23 protein-coding genes are annotated in these 21,374 nt (G+C 37.9%); 12 read left to right on the top strand and 11 right to left on the bottom strand.

Going from position 1 to position 21,374, the window contains the following annotated elements; genetic code table 11:
* Positions 1–358 precede the first annotated feature (358 nt).
* Positions 359–778 (top strand): hypothetical protein, encoded by a 420-nt coding sequence (locus VB711_RS22645; RefSeq protein ID WP_323288593.1) that lies wholly within the window; start codon positions 359–361, stop codon positions 776–778.
* A 6-nt stretch (positions 779–784) separates the two neighbouring features.
* Here the strand turns inward: VB711_RS22645 and VB711_RS22640 are convergent, their stop codons facing one another.
* From VB711_RS22640 to VB711_RS22625, 4 genes are all read right to left on the bottom strand, one after another.
* Positions 785–1,375: a hypothetical protein gene (locus tag VB711_RS22640; RefSeq protein WP_323288592.1), complete on the bottom strand. Its 591-nt coding sequence runs from the start codon at positions 1,373–1,375 to the stop codon at positions 785–787.
* 701 nt (positions 1,376–2,076) lie between these two features.
* Positions 2,077–3,057: an RNA polymerase sigma factor, RpoD/SigA family gene (locus tag VB711_RS22635; protein WP_323288591.1), complete on the bottom strand. Its 981-nt coding sequence runs from the start codon at positions 3,055–3,057 to the stop codon at positions 2,077–2,079.
* 766 nt (positions 3,058–3,823) lie between these two features.
* Positions 3,824–5,554, bottom strand: coding sequence for an ATP-binding protein (locus tag VB711_RS22630; protein ID WP_323288590.1), 1,731 nt, complete (start codon positions 5,552–5,554; stop codon positions 3,824–3,826).
* A gap of 71 nt (positions 5,555–5,625) precedes the next feature.
* Positions 5,626–6,420, bottom strand: coding sequence for a glutathione S-transferase family protein (locus VB711_RS22625; RefSeq protein WP_323288589.1), 795 nt, complete (start codon positions 6,418–6,420; stop codon positions 5,626–5,628).
* Between the two features lie 527 nt (positions 6,421–6,947).
* Here VB711_RS22625 and VB711_RS22620 point away from each other — a divergent pair.
* Entirely contained in the window at positions 6,948–7,727 is a 780-nt protein-coding gene (locus VB711_RS22620) for a fasciclin domain-containing protein (protein WP_323288588.1), read from the top strand.
* 249 nt (positions 7,728–7,976) lie between these two features.
* Here the strand turns inward: VB711_RS22620 and csaB are convergent, their stop codons facing one another.
* Complete coding sequence (gene csaB / locus VB711_RS22615) at positions 7,977–9,026, bottom strand: polysaccharide pyruvyl transferase CsaB (protein ID WP_323288587.1); 1,050 nt, start codon at positions 9,024–9,026, stop codon at positions 7,977–7,979.
* Between the two features lie 70 nt (positions 9,027–9,096).
* Here csaB and VB711_RS22610 point away from each other — a divergent pair, with 70 nt between their 5' ends.
* The 4 genes from VB711_RS22610 to hisA all read left to right on the top strand — a co-directional run bounded on the left by VB711_RS22610 (position 9,097) and on the right by hisA (position 12,944).
* Positions 9,097–9,432 carry a DUF2499 domain-containing protein gene (locus tag VB711_RS22610; protein WP_323288586.1) on the top strand — a complete coding sequence of 112 codons (336 nt, stop codon included), beginning with the start codon at positions 9,097–9,099 and terminating at the stop codon, positions 9,430–9,432.
* Complete coding sequence (locus VB711_RS22605; RefSeq protein WP_323288585.1) at positions 9,429–9,722, top strand: DUF3593 domain-containing protein; 294 nt, start codon at positions 9,429–9,431, stop codon at positions 9,720–9,722. Before VB711_RS22610 ends, VB711_RS22605 begins: the two co-directional genes overlap by 4 nt.
* A gap of 92 nt (positions 9,723–9,814) precedes the next feature.
* Entirely contained in the window at positions 9,815–12,139 is a 2,325-nt protein-coding gene (locus VB711_RS22600) for an HsdM family class I SAM-dependent methyltransferase (protein WP_323288584.1), read from the top strand.
* A gap of 31 nt (positions 12,140–12,170) precedes the next feature.
* Positions 12,171–12,944, top strand: a complete 774-nt coding sequence (gene hisA / locus VB711_RS22595) for a 1-(5-phosphoribosyl)-5-[(5-phosphoribosylamino)methylideneamino]imidazole-4-carboxamide isomerase (RefSeq protein WP_323288583.1) — start codon at positions 12,171–12,173, stop codon at positions 12,942–12,944.
* A gap of 31 nt (positions 12,945–12,975) precedes the next feature.
* Here hisA and VB711_RS22590 read toward each other — a convergent pair whose 3' ends face one another.
* The 6 genes from VB711_RS22590 to VB711_RS22565 form a co-directional block, all read right to left on the bottom strand.
* A complete protein-coding gene (locus tag VB711_RS22590; protein ID WP_323288582.1) occupies positions 12,976–13,686 on the bottom strand; it encodes an urease accessory protein UreF in 711 nt (236 codons plus the stop codon).
* Between the two features lie 206 nt (positions 13,687–13,892).
* The gene (ureE, locus tag VB711_RS22585; protein ID WP_323288580.1) at positions 13,893–14,327 is read right to left on the bottom strand and encodes an urease accessory protein UreE; all 435 of its coding nucleotides are present in this window, start codon (positions 14,325–14,327) and stop codon (positions 13,893–13,895) included.
* 78 nt (positions 14,328–14,405) lie between these two features.
* The gene (locus VB711_RS22580) at positions 14,406–14,747 is read right to left on the bottom strand and encodes a cupin domain-containing protein (RefSeq protein ID WP_323288579.1); all 342 of its coding nucleotides are present in this window, start codon (positions 14,745–14,747) and stop codon (positions 14,406–14,408) included.
* Positions 14,748–14,749: 2 nt separating this feature from the next.
* Positions 14,750–15,160 carry a hypothetical protein gene (locus VB711_RS22575; RefSeq protein WP_323288578.1) on the bottom strand — a complete coding sequence of 137 codons (411 nt, stop codon included), beginning with the start codon at positions 15,158–15,160 and terminating at the stop codon, positions 14,750–14,752.
* Between the two features lie 139 nt (positions 15,161–15,299).
* Positions 15,300–16,397 (bottom strand): DJ-1/PfpI/YhbO family deglycase/protease, encoded by a 1,098-nt coding sequence (locus VB711_RS22570; protein ID WP_323288577.1) that lies wholly within the window; start codon positions 16,395–16,397, stop codon positions 15,300–15,302.
* A 59-nt stretch (positions 16,398–16,456) separates the two neighbouring features.
* Positions 16,457–16,840: a DUF2267 domain-containing protein gene (locus tag VB711_RS22565; protein ID WP_323288576.1), complete on the bottom strand. Its 384-nt coding sequence runs from the start codon at positions 16,838–16,840 to the stop codon at positions 16,457–16,459.
* Between the two features lie 398 nt (positions 16,841–17,238).
* On the opposite strand from VB711_RS22565, the gene VB711_RS22560 reads away from it, so the two are divergent.
* The 6 genes from VB711_RS22560 to VB711_RS22535 all read left to right on the top strand — a co-directional run.
* On the top strand, positions 17,239–17,637 hold the full coding sequence (locus VB711_RS22560; RefSeq protein WP_323288575.1) for a DUF6335 family protein: 399 nt from the start codon (positions 17,239–17,241) through the stop codon (positions 17,635–17,637).
* A gap of 357 nt (positions 17,638–17,994) precedes the next feature.
* Positions 17,995–18,153: an orange carotenoid protein N-terminal domain-containing protein gene (locus VB711_RS22555; RefSeq protein WP_323288574.1), complete on the top strand. Its 159-nt coding sequence runs from the start codon at positions 17,995–17,997 to the stop codon at positions 18,151–18,153.
* 145 nt (positions 18,154–18,298) lie between these two features.
* Positions 18,299–18,808 (top strand): orange carotenoid protein N-terminal domain-containing protein, encoded by a 510-nt coding sequence (locus VB711_RS22550; RefSeq protein ID WP_323288572.1) that lies wholly within the window; start codon positions 18,299–18,301, stop codon positions 18,806–18,808.
* Between the two features lie 207 nt (positions 18,809–19,015).
* A complete protein-coding gene (locus VB711_RS22545; protein ID WP_323288571.1) occupies positions 19,016–20,605 on the top strand; it encodes a B12-binding domain-containing radical SAM protein in 1,590 nt (529 codons plus the stop codon).
* 439 nt (positions 20,606–21,044) lie between these two features.
* A complete protein-coding gene (locus VB711_RS22540) occupies positions 21,045–21,200 on the top strand; it encodes a hypothetical protein (protein WP_323288570.1) in 156 nt (51 codons plus the stop codon).
* A gap of 9 nt (positions 21,201–21,209) precedes the next feature.
* A partial coding sequence (locus tag VB711_RS22535) for an FHA domain-containing protein (protein WP_323288606.1) occupies positions 21,210–21,374 on the top strand: 165 nt, incomplete at its 3' end.

The following is a 21,374-nucleotide window of genomic DNA, read 5'->3' as shown; positions in this document are numbered from 1 at the left end:
GTTGGGTTGCGCTGTCGCTTAACCCAACCTACAAAAACTTTGGTTCTTTCTTAATACTATTTTTTAGCCACAATCATCAAAAAAAATAATTATGATTACTATATTTTTTTATTATAGATTATTAAATTTAGTTATAGAGAAAACATTATCTCCTACAACTCAGCCCCAATATAGAGATAATCTAATTTTCCCATGAATTATTCTTCCCTTTCCTCCCCTTTTTTTTATTCCTACCTTGTGACAAATTGCCCCCATAAGTAGGAAAATTAACCAAGCTTCTATCCATCTGGGGAAAATTCACACTTGGAGATTGCTTGACCATACCCCAGCCTTAAATTTGATTTAGGTTCTGATCAACATGATGATTAAACTGACAAAATGGCTTTTTACCACGGTGCTTTTCGTTATTATCACCTTCTCTTTACCCATAATTCCATCGGCCACAGCAAATGATTTTTTAGCTGGTTCTAGAGCGATTTTTGCCCCAACCAGCGCACCTCTGACAACTCTCACCTTGACTGTCGATGATTTGACCCCCAGAGAACGACAAGAACTCCAATCTGTGCGTCAGCGTCGAAACAAAGAAATTTCTGCCGTGTTAAGTTTATCTCAAATTACCCAACTTGCTCACGAACTACACACAGGTAAGAATCTTGATCAAGGTATAGAAACCTTAAATTTAAAACCTGAACAACAGGAATTAATTAATGCAGTTATTGAATTTACTAACTTGAAAACTAAGGCAATTTTTTCTCGTCATCTCTTGCTACATAAGTAATTACAGTTAATTATCACCTGCAAATTGATGACACATCTGTAAAATTTGTTTGTCATTAGCACTCAACGATTTGAGCCGATGATAATCTTCCAAGGTGACAGAATATGGATAGGTGATGGAATCATTCTGATCAAATTTAGGGATTCTGCTGGCCGTTGACACCTTAGTTACACCCAATTCTCCTGGTGAACTTGTTACCGTCATTGCCAATTCCCCAGATTTGCCAAGGGTACCCTGAAAACAACTAAACTCAGACTGGGGCATATACAATGCGCCCGTCACCTTACCTTGATGCTTTTGAAAGACAATATATCCCTGTCCTAACTGGTTAGGTTGGGTTGACTGACCATACAAATAAATGTCATCTTGTTGAGCAGAATTTACAGGTGATTTTTGAGAAGAAACTGCTTGCGAACTAGCAAGTTTAGCCCCATTAGAAATTTGATTTGTAGATAGTGGTAAACTCTGTGCGACTTGATTCTGCTCACGAACAAAATCAAAACCTACAATCCCAAAGGTCAGAAGCAAACCAACTAAGGGAAGTTTTAATTGACGAGAGAAAATAAATTGATTTGATTTATAAATATTGTTTAACACCCTAATTCTCCTGTAACAAAAATAACGGTTATCCTGCAAGTCGCTTAAATCATAACTAAACATTGATACTTCAAGATTCCACCAAAGGGTTTATCTCTATTGTCTAAATCAAAAAACGTCGATAAATAGGATTTATCTGGAATTTAATTCGATTGTTTGACAATAACACTGTTGACTTGACTGCTGCTTCACCCAATAGATTCACCCAATAGGGGGATGAAAGTTTACTTTTCCTTATTTTCTGTTTTCTGCTATAGGTAGCTACAACAGCAGGTCTATTAATTCCGCATCAACTGGACAAAAAAATAGCCCCCTAAATTCAGGAGGCGTTACACCAAAAGCAGTATTATAGGACTTACGCACTGTACAAAATGCAGATGATATGTCCATACCTTGTCCATTTTTTGTAGGTTGGGTTAAGCGACAGCGCAACCCAACAAAAGCCCGTAAATGTTGGGTTTCCTAACGTCAACCCAACCTACCTGATTTAATGTTTTTAGCTTAACCGACAAGTATTGGATTCTGACGCACCTGACTTCATTTAAATCAGTGCGGTGCGTCAGATCCAAAAAATCTGTTGTTTCCTAAATTATCGGGTCTGACGTGGTTGGTGAGCTTGCCGAACCACACCCTACAAGAGATGAAATCTATCATCCTTATCTAATAGATTTTGTCAATGCGTAACTCCTATATTATTGTTTTTAGCTGGCGACGTATTCTTTAACATTGGCTCGACGGCGGCGTAAATGTGCAAGGGCTTGATGTTCTAATTGACGTACACGCTCACGGCTGAGACTCAACCGTTCACCAACCTTTGCTAAAGAGAGTTCATTTCCATCTTCTAACCCGAAACGTAAGGCTAAAACTTGCCGTTGTTGGGGGGTGAGTTCTGCTAAAAGGTTGTTTAGGTCTTGACGTAAGAACTCTTGAGTGGTGTAATATTCTGGTGATGGGCTATCGTCTTCGAGCATTTCTCGCAGTTCGGTATCCTGATTATCGCCAACTCGCACATCTAAGGAAACTGGTTGACGTGCCATGTTCAGATACTCACGAATCTGTGCTGGTTCTAGCTCTAGTTCTTTGGCAATTTCTCCTGGAGTTGGAGACCTACCTAATTTTTGAGCTAATTCCCTTTGAACTTTTTTGATTTTGTTCAGTTTTTCGGTAATATGGATTGGTAAGCGAATGGTGCGGCCTTGTTGAGCGATCGCTCTAGTTATTGCTTGGCGAATCCACCAGTAAGCATAGGTTGAAAATTTGTATCCCCTAGTTGGATCAAATTTCTCCACTCCCCTTTCTAACCCTAAAGTCCCTTCCTGGATTAAATCCAGAAATTCCATGTTCCGCTTCTGGTACTTTTTAGCAATAGCTACCACTAAGCGTAAGTTTGCCTCAATCATTTTTTGCTTGGCGCGTTTACCTTGTGCTACCAGTTGATTTAGATCTGTTTCAGATTGATTCACATGAGCCGCCCATTCTGGTAAACTAGGTTCATAGTCTAGTTTTTTAGCCAAAACTTCTTTTGCTTCCAGCAGCACCATCATCTGCTGCACCTGCTTTCCATAAATAATTTCTTGTTCACGGGTTAGCAATGGCACACGTCCAATTTCCCGCAGGTAGGTTCGTACCATATCGGCTGTAAACTTGGTGTTCGGATTTTCAGTTTGGTTATTATTAGCCATTATTGCCTTATCCTCATTCTCCCTAAACACAAATAAATATTTTTCTCAATTAATACAGATTGTCCTCAGCAAGCCTGTTAAAATCTAATTTTCGTGAATTTTCGTGAAAGTTGCCGGGGACTAATTTCTAAGCCTTTTGTTTCGGTGATTTAAAACAGCTTATTCCATAAATCATTTGACAGAGGCATCTGCCATAAAATATTAATTTATACCGTTCTTATCAAGACGGTACTACCTTGAAATAAGTTTCCCTACTTTTTCACTTGGCGAATTGATTTCAGAAACTAAGTTGTTTTCAAGATTTTTTATCTTGTTTTGCTTGAACAGTTCAGTGATTTTACTGGTTTATATTACTCTCTCACCTTTTTACTCTTGCTTTTCTTGCTGTTTTTACTTAGCTTATCTAGCTAATTTTTAAATGAAATATCATTGCCAGCAACTTGAAAACGCAAAGTCAGTATTAGGTTTTAATTTGTTTTATGGTAAAACAAATTGAGCAAATAGTAAAGTAGTCCAGGTAAATTTTTCAATTGTCAAACAAAATAGTCTGCTCAAAAAAGGGTTCAGTTCCTTAAAAATGCTGACTATTCTTATAGTGACGCTAAAACCTCCTCTTCAGTTGCCTAGAAGTGGCCGGATAACCGAACTTGTATGGCTGTTATGATGGAGGGATGGTACGAAAGGGCAGGGGGAGTAATGAATCTTGTTACAAAAAAAAGGGAACAGGGAACAGGGAACAGGGAACAGGGAATTTAGGATTGTGGTGCTAAAAACCCAAATCTGCTTTTGCTAGTTCAGCAGCAGCGAAAACTTCTGAGTCTGATTTTTCTTCCCAGGCTATATCGCCAATCTCGCTGTAGAAGGTAGCATCATAGGGACGGGTACGGACTACTACTGGCATGGGGACGGCGTGACCTAAGATTAAAGCTTGTTGCTTTGAGTCTAACTTAGCTAAGACTGATTTTAAACCTCCAGCACCGGAGACACCTGTAAAAATGGCATCAATATCTTTTTCGTCATTTAGCAAAGCGGTGATGCGAGTACCAATTTGGGACATGACTTCATTATCTATGCCTGATGGACGTTGATCAACTACCAAAAGTGTGACAAAGTATTTTCGTAGTTCACGGGCTATAGTTCCGAAAATTGTGCTTTGTACTACTCCTGGGTCTAGGAAGCGGTGCGCTTCTTCTATTGTAATCATTAATGGGGTAGGACGATCTAAAGGATTTTTACTTTGGAGAAATTTATCGGCTTTTTTAACGTAATGTTCATGAATGCGTCTGGTGATCATGTTTGTCACCAACATATATGATAACATATTTGACTGGGAACCAAATTCAACGACGACGTTTTTCCCGGCTTCTAGGGATTGCAATATTTTGCTGATATAGTTTTGGGGGCAAGTCCCACGCATATATTTTAAACTATCTAAGCGTAATAGTTTACGCTGTAATGCCATGATTGAGCCTTTGTGACCACGTTTCTCTTCACAAAACATCTCAATTTCTTCGTTACTCATACTCAGTAGTTGGACAATCCAAGAGTCACGAAATTCGCTGTATAAAATATTGGCGTTGTCTAAGGCTGCGTCGGAAAGTCCTAAGTCTCGACTACATAGTTTAACGTCTTCTACTTCTATTTGTTGATAGCTAAGATATAGTTCTTGTGCGTCACGGACACCCCGACGTTTGGTTGATTCTGGGTCTAGGGTGTAGACTTCGACTTGACCGGGAAATAATTGTTTGAGTCCTTTGACGGTGTTGACGTTTTTACCTTCGGCGACGGCTTCCCAACCATACTCTGAGTGCATATCAAAGATGAGGTTGACGGCAGCGTTTTTACGGATGACTCCGGCTAAAAGTAAACGGGTGAGGAATGATTTACCTGTTCCTGATTTGCCAAATACGCCGTTACTTCGTTCGACGAAGCGGTTAAGGTCGATACAAATGGGGACATCCATATCTAAGGGTTTTCCGATGGAAAAGTTTTTTCTGTGGGGGTCGTCTTCCCAACCAAAAACCCGGCGAAAATCTTCAACGTTGGCTTCGTAAACTTGACTAAAGTGACTGGGGATGGTTTTGACTGGGAGTAGTTCGATTGTGCTGCTGGTTTGGGGTTGAAAGGAGGCTAAACCTGTGGGGAAGGGAATGAGGGAGTTGGCTGATTTACCATTGGGTGTGTAGGAGGATTCGTTGTCTTCGGGGGTAAACATCAACATGGGTGCGAGGTTGACTGTTCCGTAGGTACCGCTTCCGGCTAAGACTTCCCGTAAAAAGGTGTCTTCCCAACCGGGGGGGTTGGCGGTAATTCGGGGGTTGGTGGCACCAAGGGCTACATCTGTTAGCATACAGAAAAAGCGCGATCGCATTCCCTGGACAACCAAAAATTTACCAACTCGCATATCTTCGACAGATATATCTGGGTGTAATTTAACTTCTAATCCGCCGGTTAAAGAACCTTCGATGACTGAACCTAATGGTTGTCCCAAATTCATGTTGTTAGTCAGTGTTAATGGAGAGGGGAAAGGGGTTGATTTTTCTCCCTAATTTCCCCAGTGGATTTTATTTAATCAATGGTAATGGAAGTTGGCACTCCTGCGGTTGGTGGGGTTAAGCCTGATAGTGGTTTTCTGAATTGGTCATAAAGGCGATCGCGCCAGGTGAAAAATGCTTCATAAGCGGGATTTTCTGCTAAAATTGGTAAGCCTTTGCCTCTGAGGGATGGGGGTAAATCTAAATAAGACCCCGCAGGAAATTTCAATAATATGGACAAACTGGCCACTGTTAAGTCGGCTAGGGTGGGTTCGTCTCCCAATAGGTAGGGACTATCTTTTAACAGTTGGGTCAATATTTCTAGGTCTTGTTGTAAACTAGCGATCGCTGAGTTAATTACATCGGGAGTAAAACCAACCCCAAATCCTAAAACAGACAGAAAATCACTAGGAACACCTTCCACTACACTCTTTAAAATATCTGGTGTGGAGATAGGTAACAAGGACTTACGGAAATTTTGATCTTGACTAATGGCCGCAAATAGAGCTTTTCTTCCTTTTACACCGATGGATTCATCCGCCCAATCTTCCATTAATAACGTTAAAGCCCGTTGTTTGGGGTCAGTGGGTATCAGTGGACGTTCAGGATATTCTAAGTCTAAATACTTGGCTATTTCGGTGGAATCTACAATATATTTATATCCATCTTTCAACACAGGTACTTGTTTTTGACCTGTCAAACGAAACAATTCTACTTGTCCAATTCCTGGTGTAACTTCAATTTTGCGATATTCTAAACCTTTGTAATCTAGGATCAATCGCACTTTTTCGGAAAATTGAGATAATTCCCATTGATATAATTCCAACATATTTTCTACCTTCTAACTAACTTATTTATGGACTTTATTTTATAATTATATCTTTAATTTTCAGCTTTCAGCAAGATTAAAAGGACTTATGTAAAATCAAGTTTTTCCTCAATCTATTTTGAGCAGGAAGTTAAGAAAAGGTTGTTGGGGGTTTAAATTCCAATTGGTGATTTCTTTTGTGCTAGATTTGTTAAAGTCTATTTTGATTAAATCACTCAGGATAAGATATCAAGAATACTTGAACGCAGATAAACGCGGATAAACGCGGATAAAGACTGATAGTTCAATGAATGTCTTTATTCTGAACAATCTCACATCAAATTACTAGGAGTTTAATTGATGATATTTTAGGAAGACTTATTTGTGATATAATTATTGTGCCAAGGTGGAACTCCTTTAGCATTGTGAAACAGTTAAGACACACTTTGAGCTAAGAATTTAGGGGCAAAGAGCCAAGAATAACTGTTAAAACAGTTAGGGTAATAACAAAGTACCCAAATACAGAGAAAACAAGACAAACTAAATTTATGAAGGCTAATTACAGCAGATTAATGATCAAAATTGCTGGGATACTAGGAGTAACCAGCGTTAGTTTTTTGGTGGCTTTACCATCTCAAGCACAAGAAACCTTTAATTATCAGTCCCTTGGTGAAGTTAGTTCGTCAACAGCTAAAGGTAGCATCAAACCAACAAAATTGATCGCCCAAGGTGGAGAAAAACCAGTTCTCAATCCTAAACCGAGTATTTTTAACGAACCTCCCTACAACCGTCGTTCTCCCTCTGAAACAACTGAACCAGTTACTCAGCCAACGGAAGTTCCTACCAGAAGAACAATTGAACCAGTTACTCAGCCCAGTGAAGTTCCTGCCAAACCAACAACTTCACCAACTGCGAGCCAAAATGTAGTAGAATTAGCCATCTCCAATGGTTCTTTTACCACCTTGGTTGCGGCTTTAAAGGCTGCTGGATTGGTGGATGTTTTACAAGGGTCTGGACCTTTCACTATTTTCGCTCCTACTGATGCAGCATTTAAAAAATTACCACAAGATGCTGTACAAGAGTTGTTGAAGCCAGAAAATAAGGAAGTTTTGGTGAAAGTCTTGACTTATCATGTTGTTCCAGGTAAGGTACTTTCTACTGCTTTAACATCTGGTCAAGTAACTAGCCTTCAAGGTGATCCCATTACGCTTAAAGTTGACGGAAAAAGCGTAATGGTCAATGATGCAAATGTGACCCAGGCAGATATACTAGGAAGTAATGGTGTGATTCATCAAATTGATAATTTGATTTTACCACCTAGTCTTTAATTTTGAATAGTAATCGTCCTGGCGACTAGAAGTCACGCCTACACAGACAAAACCCACCTCCGTGGGTTTCAAATTTTTGATTTTTAATTATACTCAACACGTCTTAATAATTTGGGTTCTTAGGGTAGGGGTTTAGCACTGCTAAACCCTCGCAAATCTGGGTTTTTGATAGATTTTACAAAAGTCTAGAAGTCGCGGCTACACAGACAAAATCCATGGAGGTGGACTTGGCTTGTGTAGTGGCCATTTCTAATCGCCCAAAACTTCTTTCAATAATTCACGATGTAATAATGCTCTATCTACTAAAGATTGTATTTGTTGAGAAGATAATGGCTGACCGTTGGCGTAATGTTCAAGCCAAGTTGTACTAATTACATTGGGGTTATCTGGTAAATTTTGTAAATCCCATCCAGGTATGGCTATATCTTCCATTAACCGATTTACTTTGGGATCATAACTGATGGCAAAACAACGAGATCCTTCCGCAGCCGCCATAATTAAGCTGTGTAGCCTCATACCAATGACCATTTCTGTACTACGAAATACGCCTTTTAAAAGTTGTGGATCTTCTAAACAGATGATTTTACTAACATTTGGTAAATGAGGTTGAATAGATTCAGCTATACTCAAATCCTCGCTTTTTTGAAATGGTAATAATAGAATAAAGGCTTGGGTGGCTGTTTGTAAATCGACTAAGGCGTGAGTTAGGTTTGTTAAACGAGTTGGTGTCAGTTGGGGATGGTTTCGTAAAACAACTGCTATTCTTGGGGCTGGTAAATGGGAGATTTCTGGTACCCGTTGAGATTCTAATGCCCAAACGGGGTCAGGTGCAAGTAAACAAGGAATTTGCCACTTTGATAATAGGGTAGCACTAGAGCGATCGCGCACGCTAATTTTAGTGCAACCTGCAAAGTTTCTTCTAGCTAACCACCGGGTTTGGGGACGAAGCAAGGGACCAATTCCCTGTCCCCAGGCTATAGTTTTTAAACCCATGATTTGCGCTAAGGCCATTAATCCCCCATAATAAAAAGGACTCATGGTACTGGTGACATCTTGCATTAAACTCCCCCCACCCCAAATCAAAGCGTCACAAGTCCGCAAAGCCTGGAACACCTGGAAAAACGCCTTACGGTTGTAAGTTTCGACTCCGTAACGCTGATGAGTTTCTTGAGGATTTCCAGAAAGTACCACAGGGGTGACATTAGGTGGTAACATTTGCAAAAGCGTCGCCAATAAGGCTTCGTCCCCACCATTCCCTTGTCCATAATACCCACACAATAGCGATCGCATCTTTACCATTTTAGATTTTAGATTTTAGATTTTAGATTATTAATCTTTTAAGCCTGTCACCTGTCACCTATTATTTATTATGCACGCCCTTTCGATTCCTACCTGGATTATTCATGTTTCTAGTGTCATTGAGTGGATAGCTGCTATTTGGTTAATCTGGATTTATGGTGAACTCACAAATAACCGCAGTTGGTGGGGATTGTCCTTTGCTATGCTACCAGCTTTAATTAGTGCTTTATGTGCTTGTACTTGGCATTATTTCGACAACGCTGAATCCCTAGAATGGTTGGTGACGCTGCAAGCTACTATGACGCTAGTAGGAAATTTTACCCTTTGGGCAGCAGCAGTCTGGATTTGGCGTTCTGCTAAGTCTAGCGACACCGTTGAGGCAAAAACTATCAAATCAGAACAATGATATCAAAAGAAACCCTATTTGCCCTTTCTCTATTTCCCTATTTGGGTTTTTTGTGGTTTCTCAACCGCAGTCAACTAATGCCAAGGTTAGCCCTATATGGATTTTACGGGACTTTGGTATTTGTTGGTGTGACTATCCCCGCCGGGATTTACGCCAAAGTGCATTATGGAGAGAGTTTAGCAAATATAGATTGGTTACACGGTGGTGCAGAGGTATTTTTAACTCTTTCTAATATTTTACTGGTGTTAGGTTTTCGTCAAGCTATACAGGAGTTAAAAGCCAAAAGTTAAGTTTTTATTTTTTAACATCAAATAATATGACATTATATTTTGTCGATTATATTCAGTTAAAAAATAGTATTGATCCTTAATGAGGTTGAGCCATGTCTCGTTCTTCTAAATCTCGTAAAACTAATGCTGAATCTAGAGCTAGATATTATATTCGACAAGAAGCTAATAAAAGAGGTTGGAATATTGCTCATGTTTCTCGTGGAGGAGATTTCTTAGAGGAAAATGAAATTGAGGCTTATTTCCCGAATATTGGTTTATCTGGAACAAAGCCGGATTTTTTAATTTGTTTTAATCATGAACCATTAATAATCGTAGAAGCTAAAAATGAACCTAGCAAAATTGATCAAGCAATTAGAGAAGCAATTGAGTATGCTGAAGCTATAAACTCTACTCAAAAATATAATATAAAATTTGCTGTAGGTGCTGCTGGTCAAGAAGATACAGGTTTTATAGTAGGAGTAAAATATAAAACTAATGATGGCTGGTTTACTCTTACTTCATCCCAACAAGAACTTACTACTATTCCCTCTAAAAAAGAAGTCGAATTAGCTATTTTAGCAGATAATGGGACAACAAATGTTTCTGTTCCTGCTGCTGCTGAATTTGTAGATGCAGCTATTGAAATTAGTATAATACTTCGTGCTGCTAAAGTAGAAGCATCTCTAAGACCAAAAGTTATTGGTGCAATTACTTTAGCCATGTATCAAGGTAAAGTTGATCTCAAAAAAGAATCGACATTAACATCTATTAATAATTTATCTTCCCAAGCAATTAATGATTCCTATGATATTTCTAAAGATAAGAAAAACAAGCTAATTGATGCTTTACATCTATCAGGTACAGATTTTGATAGATTATCACCTTATATAGGTAGAATTGTATCTATACTTCTGCGTTTAAACGTTAGGTCTGTACTCCAAACAGATGTAGATTTTTTGGGAATGTTTTATGAAGCCTTTTTACGTTATGGGTATGATAATAATGCTTTAGGTATTGTTTTTACCCCACGTCATATCACTAAATTTTGTGCTGACTTATTAGAAGTATCATACAAGGATAAAGTTATAGATATTGCTTGCGGAACGGGAGGTTTTTTAGTTGCTGCTTTTGATAGAATGCTCAACACGGCAGAAAGTGAGGCTGCTATTATCCAAGCTAAATCCGCTCTTTACGGCTTTGATACTAACCCGACAGTCTGGCTACTTGCAATGTTGAATATGTTTTTCCGGGGTGATGGAAAAAGTAATATAGAACTAGGTTCTGCTTTTGAAGAAGATAATATCAATCCTATTAAAAAAAGATTTACTAAAGCATTTTTAAATCCTCCATTTTCCCAAAAAGATGAACCTGAGTATAAGTTTATTGATATTTCTATGGAGTGTTTAGGGGTAGGAGAGATGTTAGCATCTGTCGTATATGCTGGTGTCTTTGCTGACAATGATCATAAAGCATGGAGGAAGGAATTTTTACGCAAGCATTCATTATTAGGAATAATTAGCCTACCTGAAGATTTATTTTATCCTACTTCTGCTCCTACAAGTATTATTATAGCTCGCGCTCACATACCTCAAACAAATGATGGAAAGATTTTGATGTCGAGAGTTTGGAATGATGGATTTGAAAAATTAAAAAATAGGAGAGTGGAAAGAGAAGGTTCTCAATTACCTCTAGTTAAACAAGCATTTAATAAGATTTTAAATAATCAAATAGAAAATAATAAAATTGCTACAACAATTTTAGGGTCAGATATTAAAAATGGTACTGAATGGAGTCCTCAACATTGGCTTCCTCAGTCTGAAATGAATCAAGCAGAAATTATAAACTATAGGCAAAATATCAAAAAATCTATTTTTCAATCGGTATCTTATTTTCCCGATTTAAGTGCAGAAGCCCTAGAAAATTTTTGCGATAATTGGCAAAATTTACCAGAATTACCGACTGAAAAAGAAGCAGCTATAAATTTCTTTTTTAAAGTTTTGAGTGGAAAATCCACAGGCGGAAAAGATTATACAGAAGGTACAACTCCTTATATTTCTAGTGGAGAGAATTGTAATAGTATTATTAGATTAATCGAGAAAAATGATGAAGAATGTTTTATTGATGGTGGTATTACTGTAACCGCATTTGGTTATGCTGCTGTACAACCTTGGCAATTTATGGCTAGAGGAAATGGTGGTAGCGCAGTTAGGGTTTTAATTCCTAAGTTTAATATGAGTTTTGATGAATTAGTTTGGTTTGCAGCCCAAATTAATAGCCAAAAATGGCGATTTTTTTATGCCCGTATGGCTATTAAGTCTAGACTGGAAGATTTAATAGTTAATAGCCCCAAATCAAGAATATTAAATAAAACGAGAAAGGTGGCTGAAGACATTAGGGAATTTAGCCAAATGTTTGATGATTTTAGTTCAGTTTCATGATAGTTAAGAATAAACAAAAGGAGAAAATAATATGGATGTCATACCAGCAATTGATTTATTAGAAGGTCGTTGTGTGCGGCTTTATCAGGGAGATTATGATAAATCTGAAGTTTTTAACGAAAACCCGGTAGAAGTGGCGAAATCCTGGGTAGAACAGGGTGCGACAAGATTACATTTGGTTGACTTGGATGGGGCAAAAGTTGGTAAAATAGTCAATCTAGAGGCAATTGAAGCTATAGTTAACGCGGTATCAGTGCCGGTGGAAGTTGGTGGGGGTTTGCGCGATCGCTCTAGTGTTGTACAATTATTTAATCTGGGTGTACAATGGTCTATACTGGGAACTGTGGCTGTTGAACAACCCCAATTAGTTCAAGAACTGTGTGCAGAATTTCCTGAACAGATTATCATTGGTATTGATGCCCGTAACGGCTTGGTCGCTACCCGTGGCTGGTTAGAAACTTCTCAGGTTTTGGCTACCCAATTGGCTGTACAAATGCAAGAAATGGGGGCAGCCGCTATCATCTACACTGATATTAACCGTGATGGTACTTTGACTGGACCCAACTTAGAAGCCTTACGAGAACTGTGTGCAGCAATTTCTATCCCGGTTATCGCTTCTGGTGGTGTGAGTTCTGTCACCGATTTGTTAAGTTTGTTAGCTTTAGAACCCCAAGGTGTAACAGGTGTGATAGTGGGTAAGGCATTGTACACTGGGGATATTACCATGAAAGATGCTTTGAGAGCGATCGCTCCTGGTCGTATTCAAGATATTCCCCCAAATTTAGATTTTTCCGCTTTTGCTTAATTTGAGCTATCTGTGGGCATCTAGCCCGCAGTTAACTTCTAAATAACCTTGTGTATTGGGTTTCGTGCTGCATACTAGCTAGAGATAAACCCCAACTACAACAAGCAAGTTGATCATCTTCTAAGTTGAGAATTTCTACTGTAGTTTTACTTAATAGAGTTTGGGAATTGAGTAGTAATTTTTGCCCGTCTGTTTGTCCGAGAGGAATAAGTTTCACCCCAGCAGTAATTAAATTTGTCAACCAACTGTGCAGATATGCTAATAAAGCCGCTTGGATGTTAATATTCCAGTGAGCGCAAGCCAGACCGAAAGCGATAGCGTAATTACAGGGAGAACCCACAGCTTCAGCCAAGGATAGCATTTCTGGTTCTAGTTTAACTAATAATTGCCATAGCGATCGCCCCATTTGCCAACTTGATAAACGTAACTCTTCGGTATCTCTAGCCGCAGATAACCACAGATTCCAACGGTGTAAAGCTTGCAAATCACCAACTTTCACACTTTGGAAAGCCCTCACCATCATTGCTCCGTCTAAGCGGATTGAACCATAAGTTAATTCTGCCTGTAGCCATTGTATCAGAGATTGAGAATTAGCGATCGTCCCATTTTCCACCAACATTTCCAACCCTTCAGAATAGCTATATGCACCCACAGGTAAACCGGGACTGGCTAATTGTAAAATAGATAAAAAATGACTGTCATTACTAAAAATAATCGGCTCTAAATCGTCAAATTGGCTCATAATAAATTTTAATTAGGGATTCATTAATAAAGCTAAAACTTAGATATGTCAAGAGTTTAAAGGTTAAAGAGGAGCAAGGAATAAGCGTCGAAACTACTAAAAACCTATCACTTTATCAGATTCAAGACTATTCTTCTAATTCTTCCTCCTGACTCCTGACTCCTGACTCCTAGCCCTAACGAAAAGACTTTTTCACCAAATCCTAATTAATGATGTCCATAAGCACCCAATTCTGGCTGAAAAGGGACAAGTTCCTCCTTCACTTCTAACCCCAACTGTTCCAACATTGTGCGTAAAACCGAATCTGGAGACAAACGTAAATAATTCGGTGTAACCTCCACAGGTACATGACGATTACCCAAATGATAAGCGGCTCGTAATAATAATAGCGTATTTGCCGCGATCGCAGTTAAAACTGGTTCAGGTTTAGCAATAATTCTGATCAAACTCGTTTGATTTTCATCTTCCAGAATATCCCCATCATATAACACCGTTCCTCTAGGTAAACGCAAAAACACCACATTACCGTCTTCCGTGGTGAAACGGTGACGGCTACGGGTGCGTTCTTCTGCTGTGAGTGAGAGAGTGAAAGTAACTACAATATTAGAATCAGGTAGTTTACGTTGTGTCAGCGTCAACATTATTCAGAAAATCATTAAAAGTATCTTGATGTATTTTAAGACTTTCCTGAACCAAAAAATATTTATTTTTTCCTACTCTTAATTTTCATCCCGCGCATGAATATGAGCCGGGGGACTAGTCGCTTCCACAGCCGTAAATGGTTCAAGGATTTTGTAAGAATGAGATGCACCTTTTGGTACTACCCACGAACTCCCCGGTTCTAGCAAAATCATTTGTCCCTCAAGATGTAATTCAGCCCGACCATTAATTACATAACCGACAGTTTCATATTCTCTTTGGGTTTGTTCTTTATCTGCTTCTGGTTGCTCATTTTCCCACAAACGCATAGAAACTGTTTTACCAGTAGCCAGATATTTTTGACCGAGTTGACCTTTAGGAGAATAGGTTGAATCTACTTTTTTTACACTTGTATCAGTCATAATTATCTATTGTTTCTAATTGGACTTTCTGGAATATTTTCTTGATAATATCCGTGACGAGTACCAGTAATTGGTTCTACAGTTTTTTCTACTTTAGTTTGTGTCGAATCTAGAAACTCTTTAGTAGATTCAGGAACTGGTTGATCAAGATTTAGTTTTTCTCGGATATTTTCAGTGGTTTCTTTAAATTTCTTTTGAGCATTTTCTCCTAACTGGTCTTTTTTAAGTTCTTTCTGATTAGGAGTACCTTTATAATAAATTCCTTCAGGCGTTTTCACCGTTTCCGCATCTGCTGTTAACAACGAATTTACTGGGATGAAACTCTGGATACCCAAAAAAGTAAATCCTACAACCAGAATTATTGTTAGCTGACGTAAAACCGTCTTTGTTAGCCAATTAAAAAAATGGGTCATAAATATCTTCCTTGAGATGATGATTTTAAAAACTGGTGAACTATAGCAATATGAGTTTTATGTTTTTGTACCTCCAAAATAAATGTCTTTCTACTTATTTTTTCTGGTAGCCTAATTCATCCTGTGAAAAGTTACGATTTCACATCGTTATAGCCGCACCAGAACTGGTTTTAGAAGGCTTAATTCCAGAAGCTATTCGCCCTCGATATAGTTCTATCAATCGCTGTTCATATTTACCTAAATCTAGATAAATTTCCTTGAAAATTGCCGTTGCCACAGGATCAGTAAACATGGCGCACAAATTACCAACATCACCCATTCCTGTTTGAATATCACCTAAAGCGCAACGTAATTGATATATATCATCACTTCCGGTTAAAGCCGTTTTTACCTTAGCGTATTGATTAGCAATATTAGCCGCTAAAGATGGTTTTTCGTGCAGCCTTTGTAGATAAGTTTCCAGCTTATTAATGTGGCGTTGCTTATTATTTATCATCTCCTCAAATAGCAACTTTATTTCTGAATCAGATTCCTTATCCCTATACTTTTCTAATGCTTCTAAAGAATAACGTTCACCACCTAAAGCAGTATTTAAACCTCTGACAATTTCACTCTTAGTTGAGCCACCCCAAGCATCAGCTAATTTCCACCATTCGGCACTTGTATCTTTTTCATCTGGCAATCCAGCATCTTTACCACCATAACCTAAACGATTTAAAATCGCTGTTGTGAAAATTGGTAAATCTCCAGGTTCACGAGATGTAATTAAATTATTATCTATAACTAGCGGTTCATCTAAATAATTTGCTCCCGCATTAATTATATCTTGACGAATAGCAATAAATCCTGTGGCTTGTTTACCTGTGAGTAAATCACCTTCAATTAAAACTTGTGTTCCGTGACATATTGCTCCTACTAATTTACCTTTTTTCATCATCTCCTGTACGAAGCAAACAGTATTACAATTACGTCGCATTTTATCAGGAGCAAACCCCCCAGGAATTATTACCGCAGCAAATTCATCAGCTATGGCTTCACTTGTCGTTCCATCAGCTTGAATACTCAATTTACCCCGTTTACCTTTATATTTTTCATTCATCCGAGAACCAAGAACTACTACCTCCATTCCCGCTTGTTTGAGTCCATTACAAGGAACTATAAACTCTGTATCTTCTACATCCTGTTCAATTAGAATAGCAACTTTGTTTTTGCCACTAAAATGATTATGATTAGTCATATTCTTTTCCTAACTATTTTTGAAGTGTGAGTTGTAATAAAAATCGGTTTTTTGGGTTTTTATGGTGATGTAAAAAATAACTCCTCATAGTCATGAGAAAAGTATTTATGGAATTTGGTAAAAACATCAGGTGTAATAGAACTTTGTAATACAGAAAATACTGCTCTTGCGTGAATTGCAGTTGTAGTGGGTTTTATATTTTCTTTTTGACTAGCACGTTCGATAAATTCTTGTAAATTGAAAGATTGATTAGATTTAGTTTCTTTTTCTCGTAAAATTTCTCCCAATTTTTGTGGAAGTTGTACAGCTATTTCTTGCATTTCTTCATCAGGAACAAGTTCATTAATAGTTTTCAAAATCGCAAGAGTAGCACGTTCTGCTTCCTCACGGGAATCGGATTGGGTGAGAGTTTGTACATGAGTAATAAATTCGTTATATTCCACCTTTTACCTCCAGAGATAAAAAATTTAGATTTGGGAAATAAATTAATAGAAAACCTGTGAAATATTAGGACTTACGCACTGTACAAAATGCAGATGATATGTATGAAAGAAATTGCCTAGTTTCACGCTTTTGTTATCCCATATTAGTGCGGTGCGTCAGATAAAGGAAGTCTGTTAGATGCTTAATTATCGGGTCTGACGCACCCTACAAGAGATACAATTGATAATGCTTATTTAATAGATTATGTCAATGCGTAACTCCTAATTCCTATACAATATCGTAAATTTGAATAATTTTTTTAACGTCACTCTCAGGTGATAGATTTTATGTATCTAAAGTCATACAACCTATTATGTCGAAAAAGGTTATGGTTAAAATGTAGAAAGTGGTTAGGATCATGACTACCAAAAATCATAATCAAGACTTTAAATCTGATGATTTACCACAAGAAATTACTGAATCTTATGGTACAGGTGTAAAATATCTTCCTGGATATAATGTTGGGGAATCTTCATCTTCAGAAAATACAGAAAGTAGTCCCGAATTTCCTGCCGAGTTTACTATTGCTCGTGATGATATTGATACTTATTGGCAAGATACTGTAGGAGATGAAGCGGTTGGAGGTACTGTTTCTATTCCCGATCAAAATGTGACCGAAGATATAGAAGCAGCCGTAGGTTTAGAAATGAATGATTATGCCTTTCTTCGCACTAACGATATTTTGAAACATCGTGATGACGAGCGCTGGGAGTTAGATCCAAAGTCGTCTGAAGATTATCCAGAACGCAAGGAATAGTCAGAAATTTCCAGTAGGAATTTTCCCACAAATAGAGATAAGCACAGAGTAAAAGTTGGTTATCTACTCTGTGTTAATATGCTTGACCTTGTTATTTTGGGAAAATGCACCCTTTGTTTATTACGCCCTTTGCTTCTTAACTAATTATTTAAATTAATTTATATTAACTTCCATCTGTCTTTTGACTGGTTTAAATTGGTTGAGTTTGTCGTTATTGTCTGCCTTTTTATAGTGTTGTAAGTAAATTATTTTTTCGTAAACTTAGTGAAAGTTGTATAAGAATAGGTGATTATTGCTTTACAAACGTTTTATCATTAGTATTTCTACCTCCTTTAGCTGAAATATGGAGAGATTGATATGATTTCTACTAATATTAATCTTTTACAACAAAGTGTATCCGAGTTTATCAAATTGGATATAGATGATAAATTGGGGCTTTTATGGCTAATTTATCAACATTTTTCTAATTCAATTACTCTAGAAAAAATAGAAGCGATCGCTCAACTTTCAATCTAATCCATTATATCACAAATTCAACAATATTCCCTATTGAATATACTCCTGGGGATGAAGTCAAATAAATGTTTAATTATCTTAAACTACTTAATATAAATGAAATCGTCTTTTTTCTCGAACAAGTAACCTAAAATCGGAGGCTTTTATGACAGCTACAAACGTTGGTTCTATTACCCAAGCTTCAAGAACTTTCCAACAGTTAAACATAGATGACAAGCTGGCAATACTAGGATTAATTTACAAGGAAAAGTCTGATCAAATTCCCGCTAATATCATAGACTTATTACCCACAGATAGGTCTGTAGATTTAGTAGCACAAATTCAACAATTATCACCTCAAGAACAACTTTTTGCTTTGCGAGATTTACTACCTGCAACTCGTCATGATCAAGATGAAATAATGCTTGATCCTCATCCTAGCAAAGCAATGGTAGAACTTTCTCATGGTGGAACTACAATTCCTACTGGTGCCTATGGAGAAATGAATACTGAAGGTAAATTAGCTTTTTGGTATCTCCTAGCGGAAAGATTAGGTAGTACAATCATTGGTATACCCGATGATTATCATCCTTCTGAACCAGCAACAACACTATTAAATTCGCTCAAAGCATTACATACTAATGATTTGTTAGCATTTCTTAAACAGATACTTTAAAGCTTGTAAATCAACTGTTGTAGAGATGTTTGACCAAATGTCTCTACATTTTTGTATATTCAGATGTAACCTTTAGGAACTATAAATAGCCATATAAACGTCAAACCCAGTGCTAGGATTAATTGGTCAATCATTTTCATGTAGACGAAATGATGGTAGAGTTAGTCTTTGTGTAACCTAAACCAGTAACAAAAATTCAGGTTTTAAATGAAAGTTTTACTTGTATATCCTTTATTTCCCAAAAGTTTTTGGTCTTTTGAAAAAACACTAGCTTTATTAGATCGGAAGGCCATGCTTCCACCTTTAGGTTTGGTGACAGTAGCGGCAATTTTACCCCAAGAATGGGAATATAAGCTAGTAGATCGGAATATTCGCCAAATTACCCAAGCTGAGTGGGACTGGGCTGATTTGGTGATATTATCAGCTATGATTGTCCAAAAAGAAGATTTATTAGAGCAAATCCGTGAAGCCAAGAAGCGCGGTAAACTTGTCGCAGTTGGGGGACCCTATCCCACCGCATTACCCAACGAAGTCACAGACGTGGGAGCAGACTATTTAATTTTAGATGAAGGGGAAATTACGCTACCATTATTTGTGGAAGCGATCGCTCAAGGTAAAAAAACAGGAATGTTTCGCTCCGGTGGGGAAAAACCAGACGTTACAAATACCCCCATTCCCCGCTTTGACCTGCTAGAATTTGACGCTTATGCAGAAATGTCGGTGCAATTTTCCCGTGGTTGTCCCTTCCAATGCGAATTTTGTGATATCATTGTCCTCTATGGACGCAAACCCCGCACCAAAAAACCAGAACAACTCCTAGCAGAACTAGATCGCCTCTATGAATTAGGTTGGCGGCGTAGTATCTTTATGGTAGATGATAATTTCATCGGCAATAAGCGCAACGTGAAATTATTTTTGCAGGAACTCCAACCTTGGATGGTTGCACATCAATATCCTTTCTCTTTCGCAACAGAGGCTTCCGTTGATTTAGCCCAAGACCAAGCCCTGATGGATTTGATGGTAGTATGTAACTTTGGCGCTGTTTTTCTAGGAATTGAAACCCCAGACGAAGAAAGTCTCGCTGTAACTCAGAAATTCCAAAACACCAGAGATTCTCTCAGTGAAGCAGTAGAAAAGATTACTCGTTCAGGACTGCGGGTAATGGCTGGGTTTATTATTGGTTTTGACGGGGAAAAAACAGGAGCCGGTGGCAGAATTGTTAAGTTTGTTGAACAAACCTCCATTCCCACAGCTTTATTTAGTATGCTCCAAGCCCTTCCTGATACAGCTTTGTGGCATCGTTTAGAAAAAGAAGGCAGACTCCGCAGCAAATCTGCTAACATCAATCAAACCACGTTGATGAACTTTGTCCCTACTCGACCTTTAGCAGAAATCGCCAGTGAATATGTAGAGGCGTTTTGGGAATTATATGAGCCATCACGGTTTTTAGATCGTGCTTATCGTCACTACCGAATTTTAGGTGAAGCAACATATCCTAAAAAAGGTAAAGGTGGTAAAAAACCCTTAGATTTAAAGGTGCTGAAAGCATTGTTGACTATTTGTTGGCGGCAAGGTATGCTAAGAAATACACGCTGGCAATTTTGGCGCAATCTGTGGAGTATGTATCAACATAATCCCGGCGGTGTGAGCAGTTATTTAGCGGTTTGCGCTCAAATAGAGCATTTTTTAGAGTATCGTCAAATTGTGCGTGATCAAATTGAAGCTCAAGTTGCAGAGTTCCAAGCAGCAGAGGCTAAATTGAAGCGCGAAGAAGCAGCAATGCAAGTTGCAGCTTAGGAATATGAATTAAATAAAGTGCAAAAGTAGGGTGTGTAAAGCCCTTCGGGCATGGCTACGCTAAAGCGACAGCGTAACGCACCATTCCAGGTTATACTTGAGAAGTTCATAACTTGCGTTTTTACATCTCTATATAACCTTTAGGTAAAACCTCAAATTGTGACCTTGAGAAGTATAAATCAGAATTGCAGGTTATTAAATTTGCGTTCCTTAGAAACTTCTAAAAGTTATCTAACGTAGGTTGCTAGTTAGATTAAGTAAGGTGCGTCAGAATTTTAAAATTAGTGATTTTAGTCTAAATTATTCTATCTGACGCACCCTACAAACTACTTTTACCATTAACTGGTTTAGCTACAGGTGCTATTATTTGGTGGAAAAAACGTTAAAATCGCTAAATCATGTAAAATATGAGGCATATATCTATAAAAAATTATTGAATATGCAATCTACCATTAAACTCAGCATTATCACAGGTAAACTCTCAGGCAAACAATATTTATTCGACAGTCGCGCTACCTGTATTATCGGTAGAAACGATGATTGTAACCTGCAAATAGCTGATAATGTTGACATGACAATCTCTCGCTATCACTGATTACTTGATATCAATCCTCCTAATATTCGTATTCGAGATTTAGGCAGTTTAAATGGTACTTATGTCAACGGTCAAAAAATCGGACAAAGACAACGTGATCAAACTCCCGAAGAAGCAGCAAAGTTAAATTTTCCCGAATACGATTTAGAAAATCATCATCAAGTCCAAGCAGGG

The organism is Cronbergia sp. UHCC 0137 (genome assembly GCF_034932285.1).
In the GTDB taxonomy this organism is placed as follows: Bacteria; Cyanobacteriota; Cyanobacteriia; order Cyanobacteriales; family Nostocaceae; genus Cronbergia.
The sequence above is the reverse complement of the archived record's forward strand: the minus strand, read 5'-3'. Positions and strand labels throughout refer to the sequence as shown.

What these genes read in the sequence shown, in the direction of transcription:
- VB711_RS22570 (WP_323288577.1), bottom strand. Translation starts at nt 16,397, where the DNA reads ATGACTAATCATAATCATTTTAGTGGCAAAAACAAAGTTGCTATTCTA.
- VB711_RS22645 (WP_323288593.1), top strand. Translation starts at nt 359, where the DNA reads ATGATGATTAAACTGACAAAATGGCTTTTTACCACGGTGCTTTTCGTT.
- hisA (WP_323288583.1), top strand. Translation starts at nt 12,171, where the DNA reads ATGGATGTCATACCAGCAATTGATTTATTAGAAGGTCGTTGTGTGCGG.
- VB711_RS22555 (WP_323288574.1), top strand. Translation starts at nt 17,995, where the DNA reads ATGATTTCTACTAATATTAATCTTTTACAACAAAGTGTATCCGAGTTT.
- VB711_RS22600 (WP_323288584.1), top strand. Translation starts at nt 9,815, where the DNA reads ATGTCTCGTTCTTCTAAATCTCGTAAAACTAATGCTGAATCTAGAGCT.
- VB711_RS22580 (WP_323288579.1), bottom strand. Translation starts at nt 14,747, where the DNA reads ATGACTGATACAAGTGTAAAAAAAGTAGATTCAACCTATTCTCCTAAA.
- VB711_RS22545 (WP_323288571.1), top strand. Translation starts at nt 19,016, where the DNA reads ATGAAAGTTTTACTTGTATATCCTTTATTTCCCAAAAGTTTTTGGTCT.
- VB711_RS22635 (WP_323288591.1), bottom strand. Translation starts at nt 3,057, where the DNA reads ATGGCTAATAATAACCAAACTGAAAATCCGAACACCAAGTTTACAGCC.
- VB711_RS22610 (WP_323288586.1), top strand. Translation starts at nt 9,097, where the DNA reads ATGCACGCCCTTTCGATTCCTACCTGGATTATTCATGTTTCTAGTGTC.
- VB711_RS22605 (WP_323288585.1), top strand. Translation starts at nt 9,429, where the DNA reads ATGATATCAAAAGAAACCCTATTTGCCCTTTCTCTATTTCCCTATTTG.
- VB711_RS22620 (WP_323288588.1), top strand. Translation starts at nt 6,948, where the DNA reads ATGAAGGCTAATTACAGCAGATTAATGATCAAAATTGCTGGGATACTA.
- csaB (WP_323288587.1), bottom strand. Translation starts at nt 9,026, where the DNA reads ATGGTAAAGATGCGATCGCTATTGTGTGGGTATTATGGACAAGGGAAT.
- VB711_RS22630 (WP_323288590.1), bottom strand. Translation starts at nt 5,554, where the DNA reads ATGAATTTGGGACAACCATTAGGTTCAGTCATCGAAGGTTCTTTAACC.
- VB711_RS22625 (WP_323288589.1), bottom strand. Translation starts at nt 6,420, where the DNA reads ATGTTGGAATTATATCAATGGGAATTATCTCAATTTTCCGAAAAAGTG.
- VB711_RS22550 (WP_323288572.1), top strand. Translation starts at nt 18,299, where the DNA reads ATGACAGCTACAAACGTTGGTTCTATTACCCAAGCTTCAAGAACTTTC.
- VB711_RS22590 (WP_323288582.1), bottom strand. Translation starts at nt 13,686, where the DNA reads ATGAGCCAATTTGACGATTTAGAGCCGATTATTTTTAGTAATGACAGT.
- VB711_RS22540 (WP_323288570.1), top strand. Translation starts at nt 21,045, where the DNA reads ATGCAATCTACCATTAAACTCAGCATTATCACAGGTAAACTCTCAGGC.
- ureE (WP_323288580.1), bottom strand. Translation starts at nt 14,327, where the DNA reads ATGTTGACGCTGACACAACGTAAACTACCTGATTCTAATATTGTAGTT.
- VB711_RS22560 (WP_323288575.1), top strand. Translation starts at nt 17,239, where the DNA reads ATGACTACCAAAAATCATAATCAAGACTTTAAATCTGATGATTTACCA.
- VB711_RS22575 (WP_323288578.1), bottom strand. Translation starts at nt 15,160, where the DNA reads ATGACCCATTTTTTTAATTGGCTAACAAAGACGGTTTTACGTCAGCTA.